At 50.8% G+C, this 23,449-nt stretch carries 21 protein-coding genes, 1 tRNA gene and 2 pseudogenes; 6 read left to right on the top strand and 18 right to left on the bottom strand.

All coding sequences use genetic code 11. From position 1 onward, the window contains the following. Window positions 1–515: pseudogene (locus FYJ73_RS15740) on the top strand (IS1634 family transposase); the annotation flags it as partial. A 553-nt stretch (window positions 516–1,068) separates the two neighbouring features. Here FYJ73_RS15740 and FYJ73_RS12005 read toward each other — a convergent pair. Beyond that, a complete protein-coding gene (locus FYJ73_RS12005) occupies window positions 1,069–2,859 on the bottom strand; it encodes a calcineurin-like phosphoesterase C-terminal domain-containing protein (protein WP_154534961.1) in 1,791 nt (596 codons plus the stop codon). A gap of 144 nt (window positions 2,860–3,003) precedes the next feature. Between FYJ73_RS12005 and fabG the strand changes: the two genes are divergently transcribed. Together fabG and FYJ73_RS11995 are read left to right on the top strand one after the other, a co-directional pair. Further along, window positions 3,004–3,765: a 3-oxoacyl-[acyl-carrier-protein] reductase gene (gene fabG / locus FYJ73_RS12000; RefSeq protein WP_154534960.1), complete on the top strand. Its 762-nt coding sequence runs from the start codon at window positions 3,004–3,006 to the stop codon at window positions 3,763–3,765. A 101-nt stretch (window positions 3,766–3,866) separates the two neighbouring features. Continuing rightward, the gene (locus FYJ73_RS11995) at window positions 3,867–4,535 is read left to right on the top strand and encodes an RluA family pseudouridine synthase (RefSeq protein ID WP_154534959.1); all 669 of its coding nucleotides are present in this window, start codon (window positions 3,867–3,869) and stop codon (window positions 4,533–4,535) included. Window positions 4,536–4,600: 65 nt separating this feature from the next. Here FYJ73_RS11995 and FYJ73_RS11990 read toward each other — a convergent pair whose 3' ends face one another. From FYJ73_RS11990 to FYJ73_RS11970, 5 genes and pseudogenes are all read right to left on the bottom strand, one after another. Beyond that, the gene (locus FYJ73_RS11990; RefSeq protein ID WP_154534958.1) at window positions 4,601–5,227 is read right to left on the bottom strand and encodes an HD domain-containing protein; all 627 of its coding nucleotides are present in this window, start codon (window positions 5,225–5,227) and stop codon (window positions 4,601–4,603) included. 226 nt (window positions 5,228–5,453) lie between these two features. Next, window positions 5,454–6,932: an L-fucose/L-arabinose isomerase family protein gene (locus FYJ73_RS11985; protein ID WP_154534957.1), complete on the bottom strand. Its 1,479-nt coding sequence runs from the start codon at window positions 6,930–6,932 to the stop codon at window positions 5,454–5,456. Between the two features lie 1,350 nt (window positions 6,933–8,282). Beyond that, window positions 8,283–8,399: pseudogene (locus FYJ73_RS11980) on the bottom strand (IS5/IS1182 family transposase); the annotation flags it as partial. A gap of 103 nt (window positions 8,400–8,502) precedes the next feature. After that, the gene (locus tag FYJ73_RS11975) at window positions 8,503–9,687 is read right to left on the bottom strand and encodes an MFS transporter (RefSeq protein WP_154534956.1); all 1,185 of its coding nucleotides are present in this window, start codon (window positions 9,685–9,687) and stop codon (window positions 8,503–8,505) included. Window positions 9,688–9,700: 13 nt separating this feature from the next. Beyond that, on the bottom strand, window positions 9,701–10,027 hold the full coding sequence (locus FYJ73_RS11970; protein WP_154534955.1) for a DMT family transporter: 327 nt from the start codon (window positions 10,025–10,027) through the stop codon (window positions 9,701–9,703). A gap of 160 nt (window positions 10,028–10,187) precedes the next feature. Here FYJ73_RS11970 and FYJ73_RS11965 point away from each other — a divergent pair, with 160 nt between their 5' ends. Next, a complete protein-coding gene (locus FYJ73_RS11965; RefSeq protein ID WP_154534954.1) occupies window positions 10,188–10,751 on the top strand; it encodes a Crp/Fnr family transcriptional regulator in 564 nt (187 codons plus the stop codon). Window positions 10,752–11,111: 360 nt separating this feature from the next. On the opposite strand, the gene FYJ73_RS11960 is transcribed toward FYJ73_RS11965, so the two are convergent. The 5 genes from FYJ73_RS11960 to rpsF form a co-directional block, all read right to left on the bottom strand. Then, window positions 11,112–13,262, bottom strand: coding sequence for an alpha-amylase family glycosyl hydrolase (locus FYJ73_RS11960; protein WP_154534953.1), 2,151 nt, complete (start codon window positions 13,260–13,262; stop codon window positions 11,112–11,114). 31 nt (window positions 13,263–13,293) lie between these two features. Further along, on the bottom strand, window positions 13,294–14,181 hold the full coding sequence (fabD, locus tag FYJ73_RS11955) for an ACP S-malonyltransferase (RefSeq protein ID WP_154534952.1): 888 nt from the start codon (window positions 14,179–14,181) through the stop codon (window positions 13,294–13,296). A gap of 352 nt (window positions 14,182–14,533) precedes the next feature. Then, window positions 14,534–15,082 carry a 50S ribosomal protein L9 gene (gene rplI / locus FYJ73_RS11950; protein WP_154534951.1) on the bottom strand — a complete coding sequence of 183 codons (549 nt, stop codon included), beginning with the start codon at window positions 15,080–15,082 and terminating at the stop codon, window positions 14,534–14,536. 19 nt (window positions 15,083–15,101) lie between these two features. After that, a complete protein-coding gene (gene rpsR, locus FYJ73_RS11945; protein ID WP_154534950.1) occupies window positions 15,102–15,374 on the bottom strand; it encodes a 30S ribosomal protein S18 in 273 nt (90 codons plus the stop codon). A 3-nt stretch (window positions 15,375–15,377) separates the two neighbouring features. Next, on the bottom strand, window positions 15,378–15,722 hold the full coding sequence (gene rpsF, locus FYJ73_RS11940; protein ID WP_154534949.1) for a 30S ribosomal protein S6: 345 nt from the start codon (window positions 15,720–15,722) through the stop codon (window positions 15,378–15,380). A gap of 194 nt (window positions 15,723–15,916) precedes the next feature. Here rpsF and FYJ73_RS11935 point away from each other — a divergent pair, with 194 nt between their 5' ends. After that, window positions 15,917–16,159: a hypothetical protein gene (locus FYJ73_RS11935; protein WP_154534948.1), complete on the top strand. Its 243-nt coding sequence runs from the start codon at window positions 15,917–15,919 to the stop codon at window positions 16,157–16,159. A 202-nt stretch (window positions 16,160–16,361) separates the two neighbouring features. On the opposite strand, the gene rprY is transcribed toward FYJ73_RS11935, so the two are convergent. From rprY to FYJ73_RS11920, 3 genes are all read right to left on the bottom strand, one after another. Beyond that, entirely contained in the window at window positions 16,362–17,060 is a 699-nt protein-coding gene (gene rprY, locus FYJ73_RS11930; RefSeq protein ID WP_154534947.1) for a response regulator transcription factor RprY, read from the bottom strand. 102 nt (window positions 17,061–17,162) lie between these two features. Next, window positions 17,163–18,725 (bottom strand): sensor histidine kinase, encoded by a 1,563-nt coding sequence (locus FYJ73_RS11925; RefSeq protein ID WP_154534946.1) that lies wholly within the window; start codon window positions 18,723–18,725, stop codon window positions 17,163–17,165. A 389-nt stretch (window positions 18,726–19,114) separates the two neighbouring features. Further along, window positions 19,115–19,387 (bottom strand): hypothetical protein, encoded by a 273-nt coding sequence (locus tag FYJ73_RS11920; RefSeq protein ID WP_154534945.1) that lies wholly within the window; start codon window positions 19,385–19,387, stop codon window positions 19,115–19,117. 752 nt (window positions 19,388–20,139) lie between these two features. Between FYJ73_RS11920 and FYJ73_RS11915 the strand changes: the two genes are divergently transcribed. Further along, window positions 20,140–20,212 (top strand) — tRNA-Phe (locus FYJ73_RS11915). A 262-nt stretch (window positions 20,213–20,474) separates the two neighbouring features. On the opposite strand, the gene FYJ73_RS11910 is transcribed toward FYJ73_RS11915, so the two are convergent. Genes FYJ73_RS11910 through FYJ73_RS11895 form a run of 4 tightly spaced genes read right to left on the bottom strand, consistent with a single transcriptional unit; the run spans window position 20,475 to window position 23,359 of the window. After that, window positions 20,475–21,188: a cyclic nucleotide-binding domain-containing protein gene (locus tag FYJ73_RS11910; RefSeq protein ID WP_154534944.1), complete on the bottom strand. Its 714-nt coding sequence runs from the start codon at window positions 21,186–21,188 to the stop codon at window positions 20,475–20,477. A 14-nt stretch (window positions 21,189–21,202) separates the two neighbouring features. Continuing rightward, window positions 21,203–22,216, bottom strand: a complete 1,014-nt coding sequence (locus FYJ73_RS11905) for an FAD:protein FMN transferase (protein WP_154534943.1) — start codon at window positions 22,214–22,216, stop codon at window positions 21,203–21,205. 11 nt (window positions 22,217–22,227) lie between these two features. Beyond that, window positions 22,228–22,953 (bottom strand): DUF6048 family protein, encoded by a 726-nt coding sequence (locus FYJ73_RS11900; protein ID WP_235899355.1) that lies wholly within the window; start codon window positions 22,951–22,953, stop codon window positions 22,228–22,230. Continuing rightward, window positions 22,925–23,359 (bottom strand): DUF6452 family protein, encoded by a 435-nt coding sequence (locus FYJ73_RS11895; RefSeq protein ID WP_235899353.1) that lies wholly within the window; start codon window positions 23,357–23,359, stop codon window positions 22,925–22,927. The genes FYJ73_RS11900 and FYJ73_RS11895 overlap by 29 nt, the downstream gene beginning before the upstream one ends. Window positions 23,360–23,449: the final 90 nt, after the last annotated feature.

Raw genomic sequence — 23,449 nt, 5'->3', positions numbered from 1 at the left:
AGAAAAGACATGTCGTGTCGTTTGAGAAGAACGAGAAGAAGTACAACGACTCACTCAGACTTTTAGGGTTTGTCGCCATTGTAACGCTCGGGCTGGATCTGACGGCACCGCAAGCTCTGGCTCACTATAAATTGAGAGATGAGCAAGAGAAGTACTTCCAGCAGATGAAGACGGAGATGTGTTCTGACAGGCAAAGAAACTGGAGTGAAGACGGTAAGACCGGCAGGCTGTTCGTCTTGTTCGTCGGACTGGTCATCGGATCATATATCAGACACATCTGGAAGACGACAGGCCTTCACAGCATGTTCGCCTCTTCGCTTGACATGCTTGACGAGATGAGAAACATAAGATGTATCGAGCGGCAGGGGCATGCCACCAAGATAACGCCTTTTGTCGGGAAGCAGGTAGAGATTGCAAAGGCTTTTGGGATTGACATCCCAGTCGGGTGTGAACCGGGATACAAGTCGAAAAAGGTAGGGAGAAAAAGAGGAAGGCCAAAGAAAAACGAGTCGTAGTAGGTTATCGCTACAAACTAATTGAAAATTCAGATTGAAACGACTCCCTTAAAGAATATGATTGCCAATCATCCCTTTTCATTCTATAAGAACCAATAGAAATGTAGCCTATCTACTGCTTTATCACATTTTTATACTTCTTAAACGCAGTTTTTCCATTGGTTATGCTGTATTTCGAAATAAAAAAGTTAGCTTTATGGTGTAAAATATGATACCAATATCAAAAAAAGCACTCTAATATGATATTTGAGCGTAAGACTTGCACCGAAACCCAGCTCCAACTTGCTATTCTTCTTTCCGAGTAGATAGTTTAGCTCCAACGGAACACCAACGCCATTGATTTTCTGGTCGAACAAACCAGAATTGTCTCCATAGCCATAGCCAATGCCCACACGGTAGCCAAAACCTGAGTTGCCCTCGAAATCGGTGTCACATTTTCAGAGTCGCATGAAGTCAGCGCAAGGACTACGACAGCAAGCCATCCGCACATCAAATGTCTAAATCCAAACTTTTTCATTTTATGCTTCAATTATGGATTCGTTCAAAGGACAAGTTACCTGTTTGGATAGTAATGGGCATAGTTGAAGAAAGGCTCCGTGATGACATTCCTGCTCGAGGCGCGGTACACATTGCCGTAGGGGTCATGGGCGCGCACGGTGATCTCTGCTGAGGGCGACAAGGGCTCGTAGTAGTAGAGATGGTTCATGATCAGATATTTGTTGTGCTTACCTACGAACTGATAGGGTACCGATACCGCGTAGCGATGGTGATAGCCCACGGCAAAGGCATCCTGTCCCTCACCGCTGAGGCGTTTCATGGGATGCTCCACGCCGTTCTCAATGGCATAGACCTTCCACCTCGAGTCGGCATTGAAGACGTTGGCAACAATCACGCCCTTGCCGCGCGGCAGGCTCCAGTCGGCAGCGTACGACTCACCGTTGAAATCTGTGTCGGCGCGGAAGAGAGCCATCTGTGTCATGCGGTTCCATCGTGTGCCTTTATAATAGTCGGTGTAGATGGCTGTACCTTGGAAGCCATAGATATAGTATCCGTTGGGCGTGCCGCAGATGTTAACGTTGGACTGCCAGATGTTTCCGCAGGCTGCTGCATGGCAGTGCTCCAGGAGATGCCGTCCGTGGTAGTCAAGTTCATGGTTCAGGGCAAAGTGTGTGTGTCCGCAGAAGAGTTCGTATCCCCCCTTGAAGGTGTCGAGGAGCAAGAGGATCTCCGTGAGCCGCGACGAGGTGAAGTGTCCTTCTTCCGTGGCAATGCCTACGGGTTCAGCGCCTTTCTTCGGTCGTGTGCCCATGGTGAGAGGAATGTGATAGCAGAGCACCACCTTTTTCTGTTTGTCGGCCAGCGCGAGGTCTTGCTTGAGCCACGCCATCTGCCGGTCGGTGAGCTCGCCGGGCTGCCAATAGATGCTGCCACGGTAGAAGTGGCAGTCGTTGAAGCACACGTAGTGCTCGTCGCCACGGTCAAACGAGTAGTCGGTGGGTCCCCATGCCTCTTCCCATTTGCGTTTATAGCGGTCTTTGCCGTCTTGGTCGTGGTTGCCGATGACAGAGAACAGCCTCATGCGAGAAGCGCCGAGAGTCTTGCGTATCTTCTTCTCGAGGGTAGCGTTGAAGCCACCGTAGTATTGTACGTCGTCGCCCATACTCAGTCCGTATACGGGCATGTCGCCGGGTATGGCTTTCAAGGTCTGGCGGACGTCGGCCATCGTCTCTTTGGAGAAGCGTGCCACGTCGGTGATCTTCACGGGGTTGTCGTTGGGGCCGGTATAATAAGGACTGAAGGCGTTGGTGACCTGTGGGTCACCGAAGACGAGCATGGCATAGCGGCTTTCCTTGCCTGTGGGCAGCGGTTTCAGCCAGAAGTCATAGACCGAGTCAGTAGGCGTGATGCGCTGATAGATGCATGCCGTGTGGTCACTATGGCTGTGCGTGGGCACCTCTGCCCAGTCGGGAACGGTGTAGTAGACAAAGTGTGCGTCGGCGCGTCGGCGCAGGGCATAGTGGCCCAGCGAGTCGGTCTTCACACATTCGATGCCGTCGCTGACCGTCACGGCGGGCACGGGCGTGCCGTCGGTGCGACGCAGCGTGCCCTGTATCATCAGCGATGGCTTGGGAATCGGCTTCTGCAGATGGGGCTTGAGGGCGCGGTGCATGGTGTCGCGCACCGTGTCGGCATGACGCGCCACGGCCGAAGCAGTCTGCTTGTGCGGATCGTCGGCATCGTCGGGCTGATGCCAGACAGCGACCACAGCAGCCACCACCACCAAGGTGGCGATCAGGGCTGCCAAGGTGAGCAGGATGGTATGTCGTTTCTCTTTCTTATCCATTGTGAAGCCTTTCAACCTACAAAGTTACATAATAATCATGACTTTATGGCTTTTTGTGCTTTTATTCCGTCAATATTTCGTAACTTTGCGCTGAGAATAACATTTTGGGACATATTAATTGATCAAATAACAACTCTAAACGTTATGGAAAAGAAAGGATTATTGGAGGGTAAGACCGCGCTCATCACCGGTGCTGCCCGTGGTATCGGCAAGGCCATTGCCCTGCGTTTCGCTCAGGAAGGTGCTAACATCGCCTTCACCGACCTCGCTATCGACGAGGAGCACGGCGGTCTGGAGACCGAGCGTGAGCTCAACGCTCTGGGCGTGAAAGCCAAGGGCTACGCCAGCAATGCTGCTGACTTTGCGCAGACCGAGGCTACCGTGAAGCAGGTTGTGGCTGACTTTGGCTCTGTGGAGATCCTGGTCAACAACGCCGGTATCACCAAGGACGGACTGATGCTGCGCATGACCGAGGCACAGTGGGACGCTGTCATCGCTGTGAACCTCAAGAGTGCCTTCAACTTCATCCATGCTTGTATTCCGTATATGATGCGTCAGCGCGACGGCCGTATCATCAACATGAGCTCGGTCGTCGGCGTGCATGGCAATGCCGGACAGTGCAACTACTCGGCTTCCAAGGCAGGTTTGATCGCTCTGGCCAAGAGCATCGCTCAGGAGATGGGTCCCAAGGGCATCCGTGCCAACGCCATCGCTCCGGGATTCATCGACACTGCTATGACGCAGGCTCTGCCCGAGCCCGTGCGCAAGCAGTGGGTCAGCCATATCCCCGTACGTCGTGCCGGTACGGTCAACGACATCGCCGACACAGCTGTCTATCTGGCTTCCGACCTCTCCAGCTATGTCTCGGGACAGGTCATTCAGGTCGACGGCGGTATGAACATGTAAACCAATGACAATGATGAGTGCTGAGGATTGAATGCGGCACTCATCATTTTTTCATCTTCATTCAACACACAGCTTTCAACAGGTATCATTCAACAGACATCATGCAAGTCGTTTACGAGGACAATCACATCATCATCGTGTATAAGGAGAGCGGTGAAATCGTGCAGGGTGACAAGACCGGCGACAAGCCTCTCGCCGAAACGGTGAAGGAATATATCAAGGAGAAATACCATAAGCCCGGCAACGTGTTTCTCGGCGTGGTGCATCGCCTCGACCGCCCCGTGGCCGGCCTCGTCGTCTTCGCACGCACCAGCAAGGCACTGTCACGACTCAACGAGATGTTCCGAAAAGGCGAGGTGCACAAGACCTACTGGGCGATCACGCAAAATGTGCCTGCTGACGAGGCGGGTACGCTGACCAACTGGATGACACGCAATGAGAAACAAAACAAGAGCTACGCCTACGACCGCGAGGTGCCGGGGGCTAAGAAGGCGGTGCTCAACTATCGCGTCATCGGACACAGCGACCGTTACCATCTCTTAGAGATCACACTGCTCACGGGGCGCCATCATCAGATACGCTGTCAGCTCGCACATATCGACTGCCCGATCAAGGGTGACCTGAAATACGGCGCACGCCGTAGCAACCCCGACGGCAGCATCTCGCTGCTCTCCCATCGCGTGCAGTTTACGCACCCTGTGTCGGGCAAGGAAATAGACATTGTCTCCCCCTTGCCCAATGATGCACTGTGGCAGTCGTTTGGAAAATAGCTCTAACGGCCGACGTCCTTGGATTGATACATCCCAAGGTGTTTGCTAGTCTTTTGTATCCTTCATTATAAACTATCAATATCCTCTGCTGTCGTCTCAATGATAGCGGCGGCAAGGCTGTCGGCAGCCTGAACGATGGCGCAGAGCGGATACTCTATGCGTGCCGTGTCGTAGCAGCGCTCATCCTCATAGGAATTGAAGTTCAGTCCAAAAGCACCCATGTGCCAGCGGATGGCGCACATCTCATCGTCGTTGAGTTGCAAGCCGCTGAGCAAGAGCAGGATGACACTTTTCTCGCCGTGACCCATCGGGAAGTCTTTGTACGACACGTTATATCCTTCCGCGTCTTCCCACTGCCCAAGTTTGTTTTTACGTTTCTTGACAGTACGCTTATAGATGTCCATCTTGCACACATCGTGCAGCAGGGTGGCGAGGATGATGCTCTCGCGCTTGACCTCACCCATAGATGCGGCATCAAGGCCTTTCATGCCCTCCCAGATAGCCAGACCGGCGTGGCAGACATTCAGGCTGTGCTCACACAGCCCTCCCGGCACGTTGAGATGATGACCGGCAGAGGCCGGTGCCTCAAAGAAGCCGCCCTTCTCAAGATCTTCGATCACATAGTCGATGCCCTCACGCTTGGTTTCGCGCAACAGCGCTTCAAACTCTTCTTGATTTTTTTGCTTGTCCATATTATAAGATGATATGATGATTGTCGTGATATGCAGATAACTCTGTTTCTATTGCAAAATTACTAATTTTTTCTGACCAACAGCCTTAATCCGGGAACCTTTGCACAACGTTGCGATAAAATAAGTGGGGCTGACAAGATAGTTTCTCTTGTCAGCCCCACGCTATTCATAGGATACTGTCCGCCTTTGAGACCGTCTTAGGGGTCAAGGCGTTGGTATTCGTTTCTTACTCAAATGGGTTTTCTGTTGGGTATGGCAGGCTCTTCGGCTGGTTGTAAGCCACATCCTGGATGCCCATGTACTTCAGGAAGTTGAAGAGATACTTGCCGACATGGGAGAAGGCAACGGCACCATGGTGAGGATAGTGCTTCTCGATGAGCACGTGACGATAGAAGCGGCCCATCTCAGGAATAGCGAAGACGCCGATGCCACCGAAGGAACGTGTCGGCACGTTGAGTACCTCACCCTCAGCGATATAGGCACGGAGCACACCCTCGGAGTCGCACTGTACGCGGTAGAATGTGATGTCGCTCGGAGCAATGTCGCCCTCCAGCGTGCCACGAGTGAAGTCGGGCTTGCCGCCGTTCTCGAGCAGGCGGTTCTGGATGAGCTGGTACTTGATGGCACGGCCGGCGCACATCTTGCACGATGGCGTGTTGCCGCAGTGGAAGCCCATGAAGGTGTCGGTGAGCTTGTAGTTGTACTTGCCGACGATGTCCTCGTCGTAGATATACTTAGGCACAGAGTTGTTGATGTCGAGCAGGGTGACGGTGTCGTCGCTCAGGCACATGCCGATATACTCGGAGAGCGCGCCATAGATGTCTACCTCGCAAGCCACAGGGATGCCACGGCTCACCAGACGGGAGTTGACATAGCAGGGCTCGAAACCGAACTGGCTTGGGAAGGCAGGCCAGCACTTGTCGGCGAAGGCTACATACTTGCGTGAGCCCTTATGCTGCTCAGCCCAGTCGAGCAGGGTCAGCTCAAACTGTGCCATACGGCGGCTGAGGTCGGGATAGTACTTGCCCTCACCCATCTCGGCAGCCATGTCCTTGCAGACATCGTCGATGCGCGGGTCGTTCTCGTGAGCCTTGTAAGCCACGAGCAGGTCGAGCTCAGAGTTCTCCTCGATCTCCACGCCGAGCTCATAGAGTCCCTTGATAGGAGCGTTGCAGGCGAAGAAGTCCTGAGGACGCGGACCGAAGGTGATGATCTTCAATCCCTTCAGGCCGATGACGGCACGGGCCACGGGCACGAAGTCGGCGATCATCTTGGCGATGTCATCGGCGGTGCCGACAGGATAGGCGGGGATATAACCCTTGAGATGACGCATGGCAAGGTTGTAGCTGCAGTTGAGCATACCACAATAAGCGTCGCCACGGCCGTTGATCATGTCGCCGTCGCCCTCAGCGGCAGAGACAAACATGCAGGGACCATGGAACTTCTTGGCGATGAGCGTCTCGGGAGTCTCCGGTCCGAAGTTGCCAAGGAACACGACGAGGGCGTTGCAGCCTGCCTCGCGTACCTCTTTAATGGCTTTGAGCATGTCCTGCTCGTTCTCTACTGTTGTCTGGCAGTCATATATCTCGCCCTTATAAGCCTTCACGATGTTCTCGCGACGCTTTGTGGAAAGAGCGATAGGGAAACAGTCACGGCTGACGGCAATGATGCCGAGCTTCACCTGAGGAATGTTGTTGCTTTGCATAATCTTTTTGCTTAGTTGATTTTGGTGTTATTAGTTGTTGCTATTGATTTGCTTGTTTCGCGATGTCTTTTCGCAATGCGGTGACAAAGATACACTTTTTCTTTGTAACTACAAAGAGATGATATAAAAGAAAAAGTTTTTGCAACGAAACATAACATATAAACAAAATGTACGGTGACAAAATCCGTCTAAATGCTTATCACCTGCTTTCGTCATTGGGACACCCAAGTTCCAAGATTGGTGACGATATCGACCCACTCATATGTTTTGCGGGGTTAAGGCGGGGATAACCCCCGCCCCTACCCACCACTTCAAACGACGTTTAGAAGCGGAGACAATTCCCCGCAATTCAGTGTCAAGGGTGACAAAGTAGGGGCGGGGTTCATCCCCGCCCTAACCCCGCAAAAGATATATAAACAGATGGCACGGGGGGAGAATAATTACCGACAAGGGGGTTAGGGCGGGGATGAACCCCGCCCCTACGAACCCACCACTTCAAACGACGTTTAAGATCGGAGACAATTCCCCGCAATTCAGTGTCAAGGGTGACAAGTAGGGGCGGGGTTCATCCCCGCCCTAACCCTCTTGTCTGTAATATTCTCACACAAAGGACACAGAGATCTCTACCCGTGGCGCACTGGATATTTTCCGTGGAATCATAGTGAGAGGAAATATAAATCTTTATGCTGCCATTATCGCTTTGGCATTTTCAAACGGAAAAGAGAAAAGAAAATCATGGTCATGCTTATGCTCCCCAAAGAGCAATGGGTCTAAAGCTATGGGGTAGTCTTGCGAGCAAGCTCGCCGCCTACCCTATAGCTTTAGCCCCACACCTTTGGTGTCAAGCCTGCCCATGACGAAAATCGCTAACGCGTAAAATTGCCCTTTGGGCATAAAATCCTGCGGCCGAAAGATAGTCCATAGCGTCTTGAAAGTCTGCTATGCTGCTTGTGTTCTGTTGGGTGGTATCATATTTTATGCGCTTATGCGCAATTTTATGCTAAGGCAATTTTCGTCATAGGCTGGCTTTTACCCCGTCAGGGGTGGTGTGGAAGTGATGGGGCAAACTGCGAGCTTGCTCGCAAAGGCTGCCCCATCACTTACACACCATAGCTCCATCGGGAGCTTAAGCCTGCCTATGAATATTTTCTTTGAGTTATGGACCTGAGTTATGGACCTCTCTAACCAATTATGAACATATCGGCCCACGGGAAATATCCAGTGCGCCGATAATCCCCGCCCTAACCCCCATGCCAGTAATTATTTCCATTTACCCACGCTACATATTTTATGTAAACGTACCACTACTGTCCCGTTAAGATTTTAGATCTCGAAATAAATCGAGTTGGCCAGCAGCACATCTTCAAGTACGGCGCGGAACATCTCGAAGTCCACCAGGGAGGAAAGACGTTCCAGGGGATTGCCCATTTGGGAGAGTGCTTCCACGGTGAACTCCTCCTCAAACAGGCTTGCGGTATATTGTCGGTTTGTCCATTTTTACGTCTGATCGGTACCACAAATATAAGACTCTTTCTTAAATTGCGCAAGCAACTTGTTGATTTTTAATAACTTAATTTATAGAACATCCCTTAAGGCAATTAGCAAGCAAGGAAGCTGCGGTAAAGGCAACTCCTACCCCTACCACACCCGTCCATCCATAATGTTGCCAGAATAGACCTGAAACAAATGTACCGGCAGAACCTCCTAAGAAGTAAATGGTCATATAAACGGTATTGACCCGGTTGATGGCGGATGCGTCAAGAGCGACCACGCTGGTCTGATTTGACAGATGGATGCTTTGCATTCCGGCATCAATCAAGAGGATGGCGATTATCATCCACAAGTAACTGTCATTTCCCCAAAATGCCAACAACCATGCAAACAACATGACGCATCCTCCGACAATGGAGAAGAATCTTGCGCCATACTTTTGGATATATCCGCTGATGAAAACCACTGTAGATGCACCTGCCAATCCACACAAACCGAGTGCTCCGATAATATCGTCGCTTGCAAAGAAAGGCTCTTGCTTCATTCGGAAAGCAAGGCAGCTCCACAAGGCAAAGAACGAGCCATAAGCCAATGCCGCCCTCAACGACGCGATACGCAAGTACGGGTATTTGATAAGCAGACGCAACAAGGATTTCATCAGCCCTGCATAACTTTCTCGTGAACGGGCAGGCAACATGGGCAGCATTTTGTGAATCATCAGAAAACAACCGAGCATAAACATGCAAGCCACAAAATAGACAGAACGCCATCCCCATATATCGGCGAGAAAACCACTGAATACCCGTGACCCAAGAATGCCTATGAGCAAACTGGACTGTATAATCCCCACGTTGCGCACCTTGTGGTCCGGAGCTGAATTATACGACACCAACGGAATGAAGAACTGCGGCATGACCGAAGATGCCCCGGCAAGCAAAGATGCGCCCCACACCCAGTAGATGTTCGGGGAGAGTGCTATGGCAAGCAAGGCACACGAAGAAACGATGTAATTGGTCAATATCAGTCTCTTTCGTGAAACCAGGTCGCCAAGCGGAATGACCAATACAAGCCCTGTCACATAGCCTATCTGGGTCAATGTCGCCACCATGCTGGCGGAAAAGTCGCTAACCGCAAAATCCTTAGCCATGCTGCCCAACAGAGGCTGGTTATAATAGCAGTTGGCAACGGAAAGCCCGGTAGCGACTGCCATCAGCGCCAGCAGAGGTGCCGGAATGCCTTGGTTCTCCCTCAATTCATACTTCATCTTCCACCTCCTTTCAGTATGACACGATTTTCAATCCTATCAGGGAAGCAATGAGCATGAACAGGAAGAAAAGACGGATGGGAGTGGCTGGCTCCTTGAAGACGAATATTCCTATCAAGACTGTGCCAACCGCCCCGATACCCGTCCAAATGGCGTATGCCGTTCCCAAAGGCAAAGTCTGAACCGCCTTGGCAAGCAGGGTCATGCTCAATACCGTGGAAGCCAAGAAACCGCTACCCCACAGATAAAAAGCAAGTCCTGACGCTGCTCTCGTTTTACCCAAGCTGAATGTAAGGCTCACCTCACACAATCCTGCCAATAATAAGATTATCCAATTCATACCTATGATTTATTAAATTCAGGTGCAAAAGTAAGCAAGAAATCTCTAAAGGCTTTTTGCATTTGGTAAAAACTGATTTTGCATTTGGCAAAAAACAGCCGTTCATTCCCGTTTCTTTGTGCTATTTTATAATTTTGCACACTGAATACAACAATGAGTTATGGATATAAAGGAAATCTTCAATCAAAGATATGCCATGCCGGATGCGTCTTTGGATAGATTGCGGCAATGCCTGACAGAGGTTTCGTACCCCAAAGGATTCCACGTGTTGGAAAGCGGCAAGATAGAAAAGAATATCTTTTTCATCAAGAAAGGCATTGTCCGCACCTATACTTCGGTGGACGGGAAAGAAATTACCTTTTGGGTTGGCAAGGAAGGAGCAACCCTTGTTTCTATGAAAGGATACGTGAACGATGAGCCGGGATATGAGACGATGGAGCTGATGGAAGATTCGGTCTTATACGTATTGGAGAGGAAAAAGCTGAAAGCATTGTTTTCGGAAGACTTGCATATTGCCAATTGGGGACGGCGTTATGCGGAGATGGAATTGCTTGCCACCGAGGAACGGCTGATTTCCATGTTGTCCGCCATTGCTTCGGAACGGTACAAAGAGTTGTTAGAGAAAGAACCCGATTTGTTGCAACGGTTGCCGTTGGGAAACATTGCTACCTATTTAGGCATAACACAGGCAAGCCTGAGCCGGATCAGGGCACAAATAAAGTGACGTAATTCGGCGATATTCTTTGACGCATTCTCTCAGAATGATATTTAGCAACAAGTTTGGCAGCAAGGATTCAGCACGTTCGAGTTTTAATAAACGGATCACTACTGTCCCATTAAGATTTTAGATCTCGAAATAAATCAAGTTGACCATCATCCTTTGGGACGTTAATAATAGGTTTGTTAAACAATTTAGGTATGATCCCCGAAAAAGTGACGGAAACAGAAAAAAGTTTTTGCAACGAAACATAACATATAAACAAGATGTACGGTGACAAAATCCGTCTAAATGCTTATCATCAAAATAGGGCGTGCCTGATGCAGGCACGCCCTATATATAATAAGGTGTAAGGAGCCCCTGTCGTCAGGGTATCACCTTGAAGCGAATGCGGAAGGTATGGGACTGCTCGTCCCAGTTGGTACCGAGAATCTCGAAGCGACCTATCTGTGAGGTAGAGCGCACATGCTTGCCGATACACGGACAGACATCGAAGTCGCCGATACGAACCAGACGGATCGTCTGCGAGGCATCTTCGGGCAACCGGTCGAGGTTAATGCCCTCAGGTACATGGTTGCGGTCCACATCCTCGTAGGTCACCGGCAGGTCCTCCTCTATGAGTTCGTTCATCTTGTCGCCGATCGCCTTCTCCTCCTGCCGCGACGGCTTATGGTCGAGGTGATAGCTGATCTTGCTTTTCTTCCGTTCGATATGCGCATTGCGCGAGCGCTCGCAACCGAACATGCGGATCATCACCTGGTTGAGCAGATGCTCGGCAGTGTGTGCCGGCGGGAACTCATCCTTGTTGTGCACATTGAGCAGATAAGGTGTCTCTTCCATCTTGGTACTGAATTTATAGATACGTCCTGTATAGGGTCTGAGATCCATGTCCACGGCACCGTCTTTCTTCAACTCGATATTCATCTCCTGCCCGGTAAGCAAGTCGATGGCGCGAACCTCCTTTTCGGGCAGTCCGAGGAAGTCGAAGGCGTGGGCAGGGATGTTCACGCTGGTGTTGACGCGGTCGGGTCCGAAGTTTGCCACCACGAGCAGCACTTCATCCTCGAACTTACGCAGGAAAGCATACTCATGACGGGGATTGAACTTCCACGTCTGCGGGTTGACATACATCAGATCGAAGAACTCTCCCTCGCGCACAGCGGCCTCGCGGTTGGCAATATGCAGGATCTGCTGGTATTTCAGCTGCAGGTGCATCTCGTCCTGCGTGAGATGACGGCGGTCGAAATAGCCGCGGCGGATGGTGTCGACACACCAATAATCGAAGATCGTCGTGCGGCCGTCGCGTCCGGAGAACCCTTCGGCATCCATGCCCCGCTCGCCGAACTCCTGTCCGGCATAGACCATAAACGGATTGTTGCCCATCAGCGCGGCGACGATGACGGCCGGTATGGCCTTTGCCCCACTGCCACAGAAGAAGTCGCTGGCGATGCGCTGCTCGTCGTGGTTCTCAAGGAAGTAGAGCATGTGCTGCCGGATGTCGTCGACATGCTGCCAGTAGTAGGTGATGCTGCTTGCCGGACGGCGGTCGCAGACGATGTCGCGCAGACAGTCGTACATGCCCACCTTGTCGTAGAGATAGTCAAAGCCCGACTGTATGTAGGTGCGATACTGGTTGGTATCGTAGACCTCGCCGATGAAGGCGATGCGGGGATAGCGCTCCTTGACGATGCGGGTGGCGTATGCCCAGAAAGCCGGCGGCACCATCTCCGCCATGTCGCAACGGAAGCCGTCGATGTCTTTCGAAGCCCAATAGAGCAGGATGTCAGTCATCTTCACCCACGTGTTGGGCACCGGATCGAAGTGATAGCTACGTCCCCCGGCATCGCAGTAGTCGATGCCATAGTTGAGCTTTACGGTCTCGTACCAGTCGTTGCGCCCCGGACAGTTGTCGAAGCGGTCGTTGCCGGTGCACTTGGCAGGATTTTCGACATAAGGTTCCTCACCCTCCTTGGGCTGCACCGGTGAGACGAAGGACTGCCCGGGACAATAGTAGAAGTTGTTGGTGGGAGAGAAGTGCTTGCCGGTGTCGTCGTCCTCGCCGAGGTCGCGCACGCCTTCAGGCTTCATGATCGAGTGATACTCTCGTGCCACATGGTTAGGCACGAAGTCGATGATGACCTTCATGCCTGCCTGATGGGTACGGTCGACGAGCTGTTGGAACTCGTCCATGCGCCGGTCGATGTCGTCAGCGAGATCCGGATCGATGTCGTAGTAGTCTGTGATAGCATAGGGCGATCCCGCCACACCCTTCACCACGGAGGGATGCTGTCGCGGTATGCCATGCTTGCTGTAGTCGGTAGCGGTGGCGTGGCGGATGACGCCCGTATACCACACATGGGTGAAGCCCATGTCGTGGATGCGGCGCAGCCGTTCCGCGTCGAAGTCACTCATCTTTCCCGTCCCGTTGACGCGCAGCGTGCCGTTGGGAACGCGGGCCGTGTTACGGTTGCCAAAGAGACGGGTAAAGACTTGGTAAATGATGATTTTTCTCTTCATCCAATCATTTGCGTTTCACACTGAATGATGCTTATTCGAGGCCCGTGGCCTTGACATTCTTGTCGATGCGGCCGATCATTCCACGCAGAGCCTTGCCCGGTCCGCACTCTACAAACTCGTCAGCGCCGTCAGCGATCATGTTCTGCACAGACTTGGTCCAACGCACCGAGCTGGTGAGCTGAGCGATAAGGTTCTGCTTGATCTCCTCAGGATCGGTATGCGGCATGGCGTCTACATTCTGATAGACGGGGCACACCGGCTTTGCGAACTGTGTCTTCTCGATGGCAGCCTGCAGCTCTTCCTTGGCGGGCTGCATGAGGGGAGAGTGGAAAGCACCACCGACCTTCAGGGGCAGCGCGCGCTTGGCACCGGCAGCCTTCAGTTTCTCACAAGCCTCGAGGATACCGTCCTTGTCGCCAGAGATGACGAGCTGGCCCGGGCAGTTGTAGTTGGCAGGTACCACGGTGTGGCCTTCCTTGCTGACCTCAGCGCAAATCTCCTCTACTTTCTCGTCGGGGAGTGCGATGATGGCAGCCATCGTGCCGGGGTTGGCCTCGCAAGCTTTCTGCATGGCGTTGGCACGGGCAGCAACGAGGCGAAGGCCGTCCTCAAAACTCAGCGCGCCGGCAGCTACGAGAGCAGAGAACTCGCCGAGAGAGTGACCGGCGACCATGGCGGGCTTGAAGTCGTCGCCAAGGCACAGTGCCGAGATGACGCTGTGGAGGAAAACGGCAGGCTGTGTGACCTTGGTCTCCTTGAGCTGCTCGTCTGTACCGGCAAACATCACGTCGGTGATCTTGAATCCGAGTATCTCGTCGGCCTGGTCAAAGAGCTTCTTAGCCAATGCGTTGTTGTCGTAGAGGTCCTTGCCCATGCCTACGAACTGTGAGCCCTGTCCGGGAAAAACAAATGCTTTCATCTTCTTTAATGTATGTTCTATTTATGATACGTTCTGTTTCAGTAGGGAACACGGCTGTATGACAGTCATTGACAGCCGCTTCTACTGTATTATGCAAATTTACATAAAAAAAGTAAGACTAAGAACTTCAATGCCTAAAAAATGATCACCCTTAACCGTATTTATGTTTTAGCGGGATCGCAGTAACTGTTCTATGTATGTCTTTCGTCAGCATTCGCTGAACAGCTACGAAGCACGCCATTATTTAGGACTGTATAACAACGAAAGATCCCCACCGCAAGCGGATGCGGCAGGGATCGATATAATATGCTTTACAGTGCAAAAATTACTTCAAGCTAACAGTAGCTGTTGATTACTCAGCAGCAGGAGCCTGCTCCTCAGCAGCCTCAGCAGCGGGAGCTTCCTCAGCCTTAGGAGCCTCCTCCTTTGCTGCTTCCTCAGCGGGAGCAGCCACAGGCTGGTTCTCGGCGACAACCTTCACAGGCACCTTGACCTCAACCTCCTTGTGGAAGTGAACGGTAGCCTCGAAGTCACCGACCTTGCGAGCCTCACGCATGGTGATGATCTTGCGGTCGATCTCGATGCCGAGCTTAGCGAGCTCTTCAGCAACCTTAGCAGCACCGACAGAGCCGTAGAGGTGACCGGTAGCGGCAACCTTAGCGGAGATGACAAGCTGAACATCCTTCAGAGCCTCAGCACGCTTCTCAGCCTCAGCCTTCAGAGCGGCGAGCTTAGCAGACTGCTGCTTGAGGTTCTCGGCGAGCTGCTTGCGGGCACTTGCAGATGCGATGACACCCTTGCCTGTCGGGATCAGATAGTTACGGCCGTAGCCGTCCTTAACCTTTACGATATCGTTCTTGTATCCAAGTCCGATAATATCTTCTTTCAGTATGATTTCCATATCTTCTGCTCCTCCTTAATTACTTCATCAAATCGGTTACATAAGGCAGCAGCGCGATCTGGCGTGCACGCTTCACGGCCTGAGCCACACGACGCTGATACTTCAGAGAAGTACCGGTGATGCGGCGAGGAAGGATCTTGCCCTGCTCGTTGAGGAACTTCTTCAAGAACTCAGGGTCCTTGTAGTCGATATACTTAATGCCACTCTTCTTGAAACGGCAGTACTTCTTCTTCTTTGTGTCGATAGAAGGGGCGTTCAAATAACGGATTTCTGATTTCTTCTGCTCTGCCATAGTTTATGCCTCCACTTTGTTGTTCCACTTTGCCTTACGCTTCTCGGCATAAGCCACAGCGTACTTGTCAAGCTTCACAGTGATAAAACGAATCACCTTCTCGTCACGGCGGTAGCCGGTCTCGAGGGTGTTAACTACTGAAGGCTCTGCCTTGAACTGCAACAGGCAATAGAAACCTGTCGACTTCTTGTCAATTGCATAAGCCATCTTCTTCAGTCCCCAGGCCTCTTCGTTCACAATCTCAGCACCCTTGTCGGTGAGCAGCTTCTTGAACTTAGCGACCGTTTCCTTCATCTGTTCATCAGACAAAACGGGAGTCAAAATGAAAACGGTTTCGTATTGATTCATACTACTTTGTTGATAATTAAAATGTTATTTTGCAAAATGCGACTGCAAAGGTACTATTTTTATTTGTGATAACATGACAGGGCTGAGCCCTTTTTCTTCTTTTTAACATTAATTGCCTTGCTCACGCGACGATGCTGCAACAATAATTCGTAAATTTGCAGGCGATAAACAGAAAACTTAGCAATACAAAGATCATGTCTCAATCGCAGCAAGAGAATAAAACGGTAAGGCATCGGCTCGTCTCAAAGGCAAAGGGATTCATCGGCCGCTTATGGCCTCGTGTGCGTCCGGTAGTGGGTATGCCTCTTATATATATCGGTGTGCTGTTGATGGTTGTCTTTTATTTCACCAACCTCACCAACTACAACCTGCTTCTCTTCCTGCCCCTGTTGCTGATTGCCCTTGGCATCATCGGAAAGGTAGCGGCTGACAGGTAATTGCAATGTCTTGCCGTTTATGTTCTTTTTAGCTCTTTGCGGCAGGATATGGCATATTATATTTTGCCGATTCAAACATTTAACCCCGAGCTGCCCGCTTGAAAAGCCTTTTGCGATGCTTAGGCTTTCCACAATAGGCAACTCGGGGTTAATGCTTGCCAGTCCTTTTTGAAAGGAACTAACCGCAAACTATCATTCTGTATTAATCGTCTTCCGGCACGATGAGCTTATAGCCCTGACCGTGGATGTTGATGATCTCGATCTGGTCGTCAGCTTTCAGATGCTTGCGCAGCTTGGTGATGTACACGTCCATGGAGCGTGCGTTGAAGTAGTTGTCGTCGATCCAGATCGTGCGCAGAGCGTCGTTGCGCTTGAGGATTTCGTTGGCATGAGAGCAGAGCAGAGCCAAGAGTTCGTTCTCCTTGGTGGTGAGCTTGGTCGACTTGCCGTCGATGGTGAGCAGCTGCTTCTGAGTGTCGAAGGTGAAGCGGCCGATCTTGTACATCGTACTCTCACGGTTTTTCTTGCCACGCACACGGCGGAGGATAGCCTCCACACGCTTGACGAGCTCCTCCATGGAGAACGGCTTAGTGATGTAGTCGTCAGCGCCTTTGTCGAAACCTTCGAGTACGTCTTCCTTCTGCACACGGGCGGTGAGGAAGATGATAGGCACTTGAGAGTTCATCTGACGAATGTCCTGAGCCAGCGTGAAACCGTCTTTTTTCGGCATCATCACGTCGAGGATGCAGATGTCGAACTTCTCTTTCTGGAACTCTCTGAAGCCAGCCTCGCCGTCGGGACAGAGCGTAGCGTCGTAGCCTTTGGCAATGAGGTACTCACAGAGCAGGGTGCCGAGGTTCTCGTCGTCCTCGCAAAGCAGAATCTTTACTTTTTCTTCCATAGTTGTTGGTATTTAATTGTTTTTTATTATTGTTCTTGTATCTGGGTGGAAGCGGCGGGCTACACCTTATTATATATATAGATGTACGTGACGCTCCAAGGTTTAATCCTTGATCACCGGCAACTTGATGGCGAAGGTGGTACCCTTGCCGTACTCGCTGTCCACCTTGATCTCGCCGTCGTGGAGATCGACAACCCGCTTGACATAAGCCAGTCCGAGGCCGAAGCCCTTCACGTCGTGGACGTTGCCGGTATGTACGCGGTAGAACTTCTCGAAGATCTTCTTCAGGTTCTCTTTCTTCATACCTATGCCCGTATCGTGCACGGATAGATAGAGATAGCTGTCATCGTTCCATGTCTTCAGATAGATGTCGACAGGCTGGTCGGGTTTGCGATATTTCACAGCGTTGTCCATCAGATTGAAGATCACGTTCTGGAAATGTACCTCATCGACATAGATGCTTGAGTCGACAGCCTCCACGTCCACGTAGATCTTGCCGCCGGTATGCTCCACACGCAGGGTAAACGAGTTGGCGATGGTCTCCACCATCTCGTTGAGGTCGAGATGCTTCTTCTTAAACGATGAGCGCTTACGGTCGAACATCGACATCTGCAGCACTTTCTCCACGAGGAACCTTAAGCGCTTGGTCTCGTCGGTGACCACACCGATGAGGTGCTTCATCATCTTCTCGCTCTTGGGCACGCTGTCATCGTTGAGCATCTGGGCAGCGAGCGAGATGCTGGCAATAGGAGTCTTGAGTTCGTGCGTCATGTTGTTGATGAAGTCGTTCTTGATCTCGCTGTAGCGTTTCTGCCGGAAGATGACCACAATAGTGAAGATGAACGTGATGAGCAGGATGATGGTGAACACCACACTCGGGATCATGAACCGGATGCTGGAGAAGATATAGCTGTTGATGTCAGGAAAATGCACGCGCACCACACCCATATTCGAAGCCGGATCATTGCGGAAGAGCACCTGGCTGTAGGTGTATTCGCTGCCTTCATCGCTATAATCGGGACAGCGGTAGACCTCACGTCCGTCCTGTGTGGACACCGTGAAGTGATAGGGAATATTGATGCCGTTGTTTATCAGCTCGGCTTTGATGTCCTGGTCGAGAATCTTGAAGTTGACACGCTCCTTCAGCGGTTTGTCTGAGGCAGAGTAGAGCATGTTCATGATCACCTCGTCGAGCAAAGCCTTCTGATAGACGTATCTGTTCTTAACTATCTCCTGAAGTGACTTGCTGGCAGCCGTGTTGGAGTTGCGGTCGGTGCGCAGGATCATGGCCTTGGGCATCTGTGTTGGCTTCACCGCCATCGTCTTCAACTCAAAGGAAGAGTAGACGGTGCCGTCCTTGCCCGCCACGGAATATTGGTGAGAGTACTGCACGCTGCCGTCGTTGGGTTTTCCACTTCGGGTGCCTACGCTGTCTTTGCGGTAGGCATGACGCTCGGTCTCGTTGACGTCTTTCTCAAGATAGCGCAGAGTCTCGTTGAGTTCCAGATTGCGCGAAGCCTGATAGAGGGCGCGGTTGACGCTTTCGTCAAACTGTTCCTTCTTCATGTTGGCCATCTCACGAATGTAGGTGAGCTGTAGGCCAAGCAAGATGACAAAGGACACGCCCATGATGATGGCGATGGTCCAAATGGATTTCTTCTTCATGGCGGCAAAGTTAGGGAAAATCTTAATTGGTTAACAGTTTAATGTTAACGATTATTTGATCGTTTAACTATATTAACCATAATCATAGCAATATAGATACAATATGTTTTCTATTTCTTGCCGTACCAATATAAAGATTTGTCGTTGCTTGCAACAGATAAGCGTGACGCTTGGATGATAAAACAAGGTGAGCCATATACAACAAGGCAGGTCATATATAAAATAATGTGTGCGCACGACAGAAAGGACAAAAGGCAAGTAGTAACTATTCAACTGCCATATCGCCCTTTGGCGATAACAAGTTGTTAATATAACAGGGTTAGTTATATAGAAGCGAATACAAGCGGAAAGGAATTCGCCGAATAGTTACAATGCAGAAATTCTTCCTATTATCCTTTCTCTGCTTGGTCGTAGTGCGCTGCCTTCTTGAACGTCCAGCTCTGATATGCTACACAGAAAGCGATGAAGACGATCACGAAATGAGCCGGCAACTGATTGAAGGCGAAGAAAGGAATGAGGTTGACAACGATCATGAGTGTGACAATCAAATAGGCAAGACCCAACTCTTGCATCCATTTGAGCAAGAGAATGCGTTTCTTGACACCACCTTTCCGACACTCCCGCTCAACCATCAGCCCCATGCCTTCATAGAACAGCGCCATTGTGATGGCAAGCAGATGCACTGATACAAGCTTAAAGATTATGCTATCAATGAGGCCAAACAATGTTGTAACCGTCAAAATGCCATAGATGCATAACAGTGACAGAACAAACTCTTTCAGAAAATTAGTTATTAAATTTTTCATATGCAAGTATAAAAGTCATAAGCCATTAGCGCCCATCCTACATACGGAACTGTTTTACCAGCAACTTTTGCGGTTAATTTCAGCAGAGCCGATTTTTAGTTGCAAAGATAGTAAACTTCTATCAAAAGACAAAAGACCTAAATGTTTTTGTTACGGTTAAGATTGCATATAGTATCATGCTGTAAATCGATGTTTTTTGCATCGGCTACAACTTCTCTTTCATGTTTTTCAGCGCATCTACTATGTCCATAACCGTCTTTTTCACAGATACAAAAGTAAGAAAATATCTAAAATAAGCAAACGCAAACATAACTTTTTCCATACTTACTTTGCTGATTAATAGACGTTTAAACGTATCTATCGAACGTGGAATTTACCCCAAGGTGAGATTGGAATGCATTCACTTCTATATAACTAACCCTGTTATATCAACAACTTGTTATCGCCATAGGGCGATATGACAGCTGAATAGTTACGGAAAAGAAGAATAGCGTTAATAGATATTAAACCATTGGGAGAAATTTGCAAGATGAGAGGAAATGTTGTATCTTTGCACTCGCTTTTCTAAATCAATCGCTGGCGTTGTCCCGCCATGCCATTAGAAAGAAGGTGCCTTAGCTCAGGTGGTAGAGCAATGGACTGAAAATCCATGTGTCCTTGGTTCAACTCCAAGAGGCACCACTCCTCCTTTCATTCTGCCCGGATTTCCAATGATGGAGTTCGGGCTTTTTTATGCCTTGCTGCGAATTGCCATTGTCATCTTCATCTACATGTGCATCTACATCTTCACACGCATCTTTAACTTCAACATCATCTCATTACCATCTTCATTTTTTTACAACAGATCTTCTATAATTATTATCCCCTCCACTATCCACTTATAGGGTATGTCTTTTCGACCCTTGCAGCATATTACTCCCCTCTATTCTTTTAGGGGACGAGGCTATTGGGTTGGGTGTAAGACTATTGGTTTTGAGGGCGTGAGGCTGTTGTTAATGATCTTCTCCAGCGCAGGTATGATCAAACATCCTCGTGTCCACTCTACGAGCCCCTGCTGTTCCCATTGTCGGAGCACCGCAGAGAGCCGGCGGCGGTCAATGTTCAGTTCCTTTTCCAATCTTGAGATCTTGATGTGGACAACCTTCCTGCCTGCCGGGCGTATCGAATGTACCAGAAAGAACCGGCGGAGGAACTCCTCGTCGGTGTGCAAGGGAGCATGCCAAAAGAGTGCCTGTCGCTTTTGCACCTGCGTGGAGAGTAGGTTCAGGAGATTGAGGCGAAAGATGAGTGAGTTGTCGCTGAGCTTGAGTATCTCCTGCTTGTCAAGCGTGATGAGATGGCAGACAGTCTTTGCTTTCCATAACTGAGAGAAGTGCTGTGCCAGTCCGAAGACGTATTCCGGTTGTACAAGCATAGGTCCGTTGATCTCTTCCTCCACCCTGTATCCTTTGTCGTCGGAGAAGGTAGTAGCCACCGCCGTGCCGTCGGTGAGCATGACCATCATGCCGCTGCGGGTGTCCGTATCGACGATAGTATCCCCTTCGTGCAGCGTGTGAAAGGAGAACTTTGTTTTTGTCACGATGTTCTCCAGTTCCCTTCGTCCCATGCCGATGAAGAGCGGGAAGCTGAGGAGCGTGTAGAAAATATCAGCGACCATGTCTTGCAGGCATATTATTGTGCGATGGCCTTTTTCATCGATGGCGAGTACCATACCTGGTTGTGCCCTTTGCCGTCGTCGTAGATGAAGTAGACCATCAGTTCGGGATGTTTCCGGAGAATCTTCTGCGCACCTTTCAGTCCCGTGACCATAAACGCGGTGGCATAGGCGTCGGCAGTGGCGCAGTCTTTGGCGAGCACGGTCGAGGACAGGATATTGTGCTGCACGGGATAGCCCGTCTTGGGGTCGATGGTGTGGGCGTATTTCTTTCCGCCTTTATAGTAGAAGTTGCGATAGTTTCCGCTTGTGGCCATGGCTTTGTCCGTAACGTTGAGCACGGTCTGCAGTTCCTGATTGGTTTGTGTGGCGTCGTCGGTGGGTTTGGTGACACCGATCTTCCAGGGCAGACGCTTTTCGCTGATGCCACTTGTGACAATCTCGCCGCCGATCTCCACCATGAAGTTTTCTATGCCCTTATCGCGCAGGAGCTTGGCCACCACATCGACGCCGTAGCCTTTGGCAATGCCCGAGCAGTCGAGCATCAGCCGCGGGTCTTTCTTGACAATATGCCCATCGACGAGAGCCACCTTGTCATATCCTACAAACTGCCGCAGAGAGTCTACGACATGGCGCGAGGGATGCACACCCGACTTGAATCCGAAGCCCCACTCGTTGACGAGTGGTGCCACGGTGATGTCAAAGGCACCGTCGGTCTCACGCGATATGGACTCAGCTTTGTCAAACACTTCGGTAAACATCTTGCCGAGCTTCACCGGCCGGTTGTTGTTGACCTGCGTAATGACCGACTGCTTGTTGAACGGCGACAGTGCGGTGTCTACCTGTGCCAAAGCCTTGTCGATGTCCTGCTGCAAGTTTTCCGACGACTGATAAGTGATATGGTATTCCGTGCCAAAGACAAACCCCGTGTCGTGCTGGTAGGGAGTGTTGCGCTGCTGCATGATAATCATCACCGTGCCCACGACGAGAACGGCGAGAAAAATGATCTTCAGAAAGTTCTTTTTCTTCATAGGTTACAGGATCATAGTTCCACAATGATGTCGAAAGTACCTCCGATGCGTGTGGAGGCCTGCTTGCCGAATCCCGGCACGTACCAGACGTTACCAAGTGGTCCGTCGTCGTGCGAGAGGCGGCGGTAGTATCGCACGCTCCATCCGAGATGTATCGGCCCGTAGATTTTCGCGTCGATGCCCGCCAAGGCTTCCATCCATGAGCATTTGGCTTTCACGCCCTGTTGGTGCACCGGATAGTTGCCGCCGTAGACGGGGTCAATGATAGCGGGATTGTCGACATCATATTTAAAGGAAGTGGCAGCCAGACGGGCGCCGACGTAGGTGCGATAGATGTCGTGTTTGTTTTTCATGATGTTGAAGTCCATACCTATCTTGGCGTAGGGTGCGGAGGTATGGTAGCTGATTGCCGTGGTCACCTCGCGGTGGTCAGCCTTTCCGAGTCCGAATTCCACAACGGGGAAGTACTTGTCTTTGAGGTTCACGCGCACGCCGGCCTCATACTGTCCATAGTCCGAGACAGCTTTCTGCACGAGTCCGATGGCGTCTACCTTCACTTGTACGCCACGGAAGAAAGGTATCGAGTCGTCGATCTGCTTGCGTCTCATAGCTTCCTGCTCCTGCTTTGACAGGTGGCGGGGCTGTTGGGGGTGCTTTGCCACTGTTTCCTTCTGAGCATATGCGGTGGAGACGAGGAGCACCAGGAGACTAATAGCGATACTCCTTAAAATATACATAGAAATGCTTCTTGGATGTATCATAGGTGATATCTCGGTTTTGGATGGTGATAGAGTCGATGGCATTGCGTGTGTAGTGTATGCCCTTGACTTCATGGAAATAGTTCATGCCGCAGTCCACGGATTCGAAGTGAGGGATGTTGGTCTTGTCAATGGTCACCGTGTCGAGCGTGGTATTGGTGCGGAAGAAGAGTGTGTCGCGGTCGCGGGCGTAGCTCACGGGCAGCGTAAAGCTGTCGGTGTTGACCTGCTGGTTGATGAGTATGGTGTCGTTGCCGTCGTTGCGGTTGGTCCAGATGGTGAGCGGATCTGTCAGCGTCGTTACCCGTCCCATGAGCTTATAGTTGGCATACACCGTGTTGTTGAGCGGACAGTCGACGGAGGAACACGAGGCAAGGAAGAGCAAAAGGAAGAGGGGAAGAAAGAGCAGACCCTCTCTAGCTCTCCCTAAAAGGGAGAGAAATGGTAGCCCTTCTCTCACTCTCCCCAAGGGGGA

Origin of the sequence: Hallella mizrahii (assembly GCF_009695775.1) — a bacterium.
Classification (GTDB): domain Bacteria; phylum Bacteroidota; class Bacteroidia; order Bacteroidales; family Bacteroidaceae; genus Prevotella; species Prevotella mizrahii.
The sequence above is the reverse complement of the archived record's forward strand: the minus strand, read 5'-3'. Positions and strand labels throughout refer to the sequence as shown.

Coding starts and splice junctions, on each gene's coding strand:
- FYJ73_RS12005 (WP_154534961.1), bottom strand. CDS start 2,859: ATGGATAAGAAAGAGAAACGACATACCATCCTGCTCACCTTGGCAGCC.
- fabG (WP_154534960.1), top strand. CDS start 3,004: ATGGAAAAGAAAGGATTATTGGAGGGTAAGACCGCGCTCATCACCGGT.
- FYJ73_RS11995 (WP_154534959.1), top strand. CDS start 3,867: ATGCAAGTCGTTTACGAGGACAATCACATCATCATCGTGTATAAGGAG.
- FYJ73_RS11990 (WP_154534958.1), bottom strand. CDS start 5,227: ATGGACAAGCAAAAAAATCAAGAAGAGTTTGAAGCGCTGTTGCGCGAA.
- FYJ73_RS11985 (WP_154534957.1), bottom strand. CDS start 6,932: ATGCAAAGCAACAACATTCCTCAGGTGAAGCTCGGCATCATTGCCGTC.
- FYJ73_RS11975 (WP_154534956.1), bottom strand. CDS start 9,687: ATGAAGTATGAATTGAGGGAGAACCAAGGCATTCCGGCACCTCTGCTG.
- FYJ73_RS11970 (WP_154534955.1), bottom strand. CDS start 10,027: ATGAATTGGATAATCTTATTATTGGCAGGATTGTGTGAGGTGAGCCTT.
- FYJ73_RS11965 (WP_154534954.1), top strand. CDS start 10,188: ATGGATATAAAGGAAATCTTCAATCAAAGATATGCCATGCCGGATGCG.
- FYJ73_RS11960 (WP_154534953.1), bottom strand. CDS start 13,262: ATGAAGAGAAAAATCATCATTTACCAAGTCTTTACCCGTCTCTTTGGC.
- fabD (WP_154534952.1), bottom strand. CDS start 14,181: ATGAAAGCATTTGTTTTTCCCGGACAGGGCTCACAGTTCGTAGGCATG.
- rplI (WP_154534951.1), bottom strand. CDS start 15,082: ATGGAAATCATACTGAAAGAAGATATTATCGGACTTGGATACAAGAAC.
- rpsR (WP_154534950.1), bottom strand. CDS start 15,374: ATGGCAGAGCAGAAGAAATCAGAAATCCGTTATTTGAACGCCCCTTCT.
- rpsF (WP_154534949.1), bottom strand. CDS start 15,722: ATGAATCAATACGAAACCGTTTTCATTTTGACTCCCGTTTTGTCTGAT.
- FYJ73_RS11935 (WP_154534948.1), top strand. CDS start 15,917: ATGTCTCAATCGCAGCAAGAGAATAAAACGGTAAGGCATCGGCTCGTC.
- rprY (WP_154534947.1), bottom strand. CDS start 17,060: ATGGAAGAAAAAGTAAAGATTCTGCTTTGCGAGGACGACGAGAACCTC.
- FYJ73_RS11925 (WP_154534946.1), bottom strand. CDS start 18,725: ATGAAGAAGAAATCCATTTGGACCATCGCCATCATCATGGGCGTGTCC.
- FYJ73_RS11920 (WP_154534945.1), bottom strand. CDS start 19,387: ATGGCGCTGTTCTATGAAGGCATGGGGCTGATGGTTGAGCGGGAGTGT.
- FYJ73_RS11910 (WP_154534944.1), bottom strand. CDS start 21,188: ATGGTCGCTGATATTTTCTACACGCTCCTCAGCTTCCCGCTCTTCATC.
- FYJ73_RS11905 (WP_154534943.1), bottom strand. CDS start 22,216: ATGAAGAAAAAGAACTTTCTGAAGATCATTTTTCTCGCCGTTCTCGTC.
- FYJ73_RS11900 (WP_235899355.1), bottom strand. CDS start 22,953: ATGTATATTTTAAGGAGTATCGCTATTAGTCTCCTGGTGCTCCTCGTC.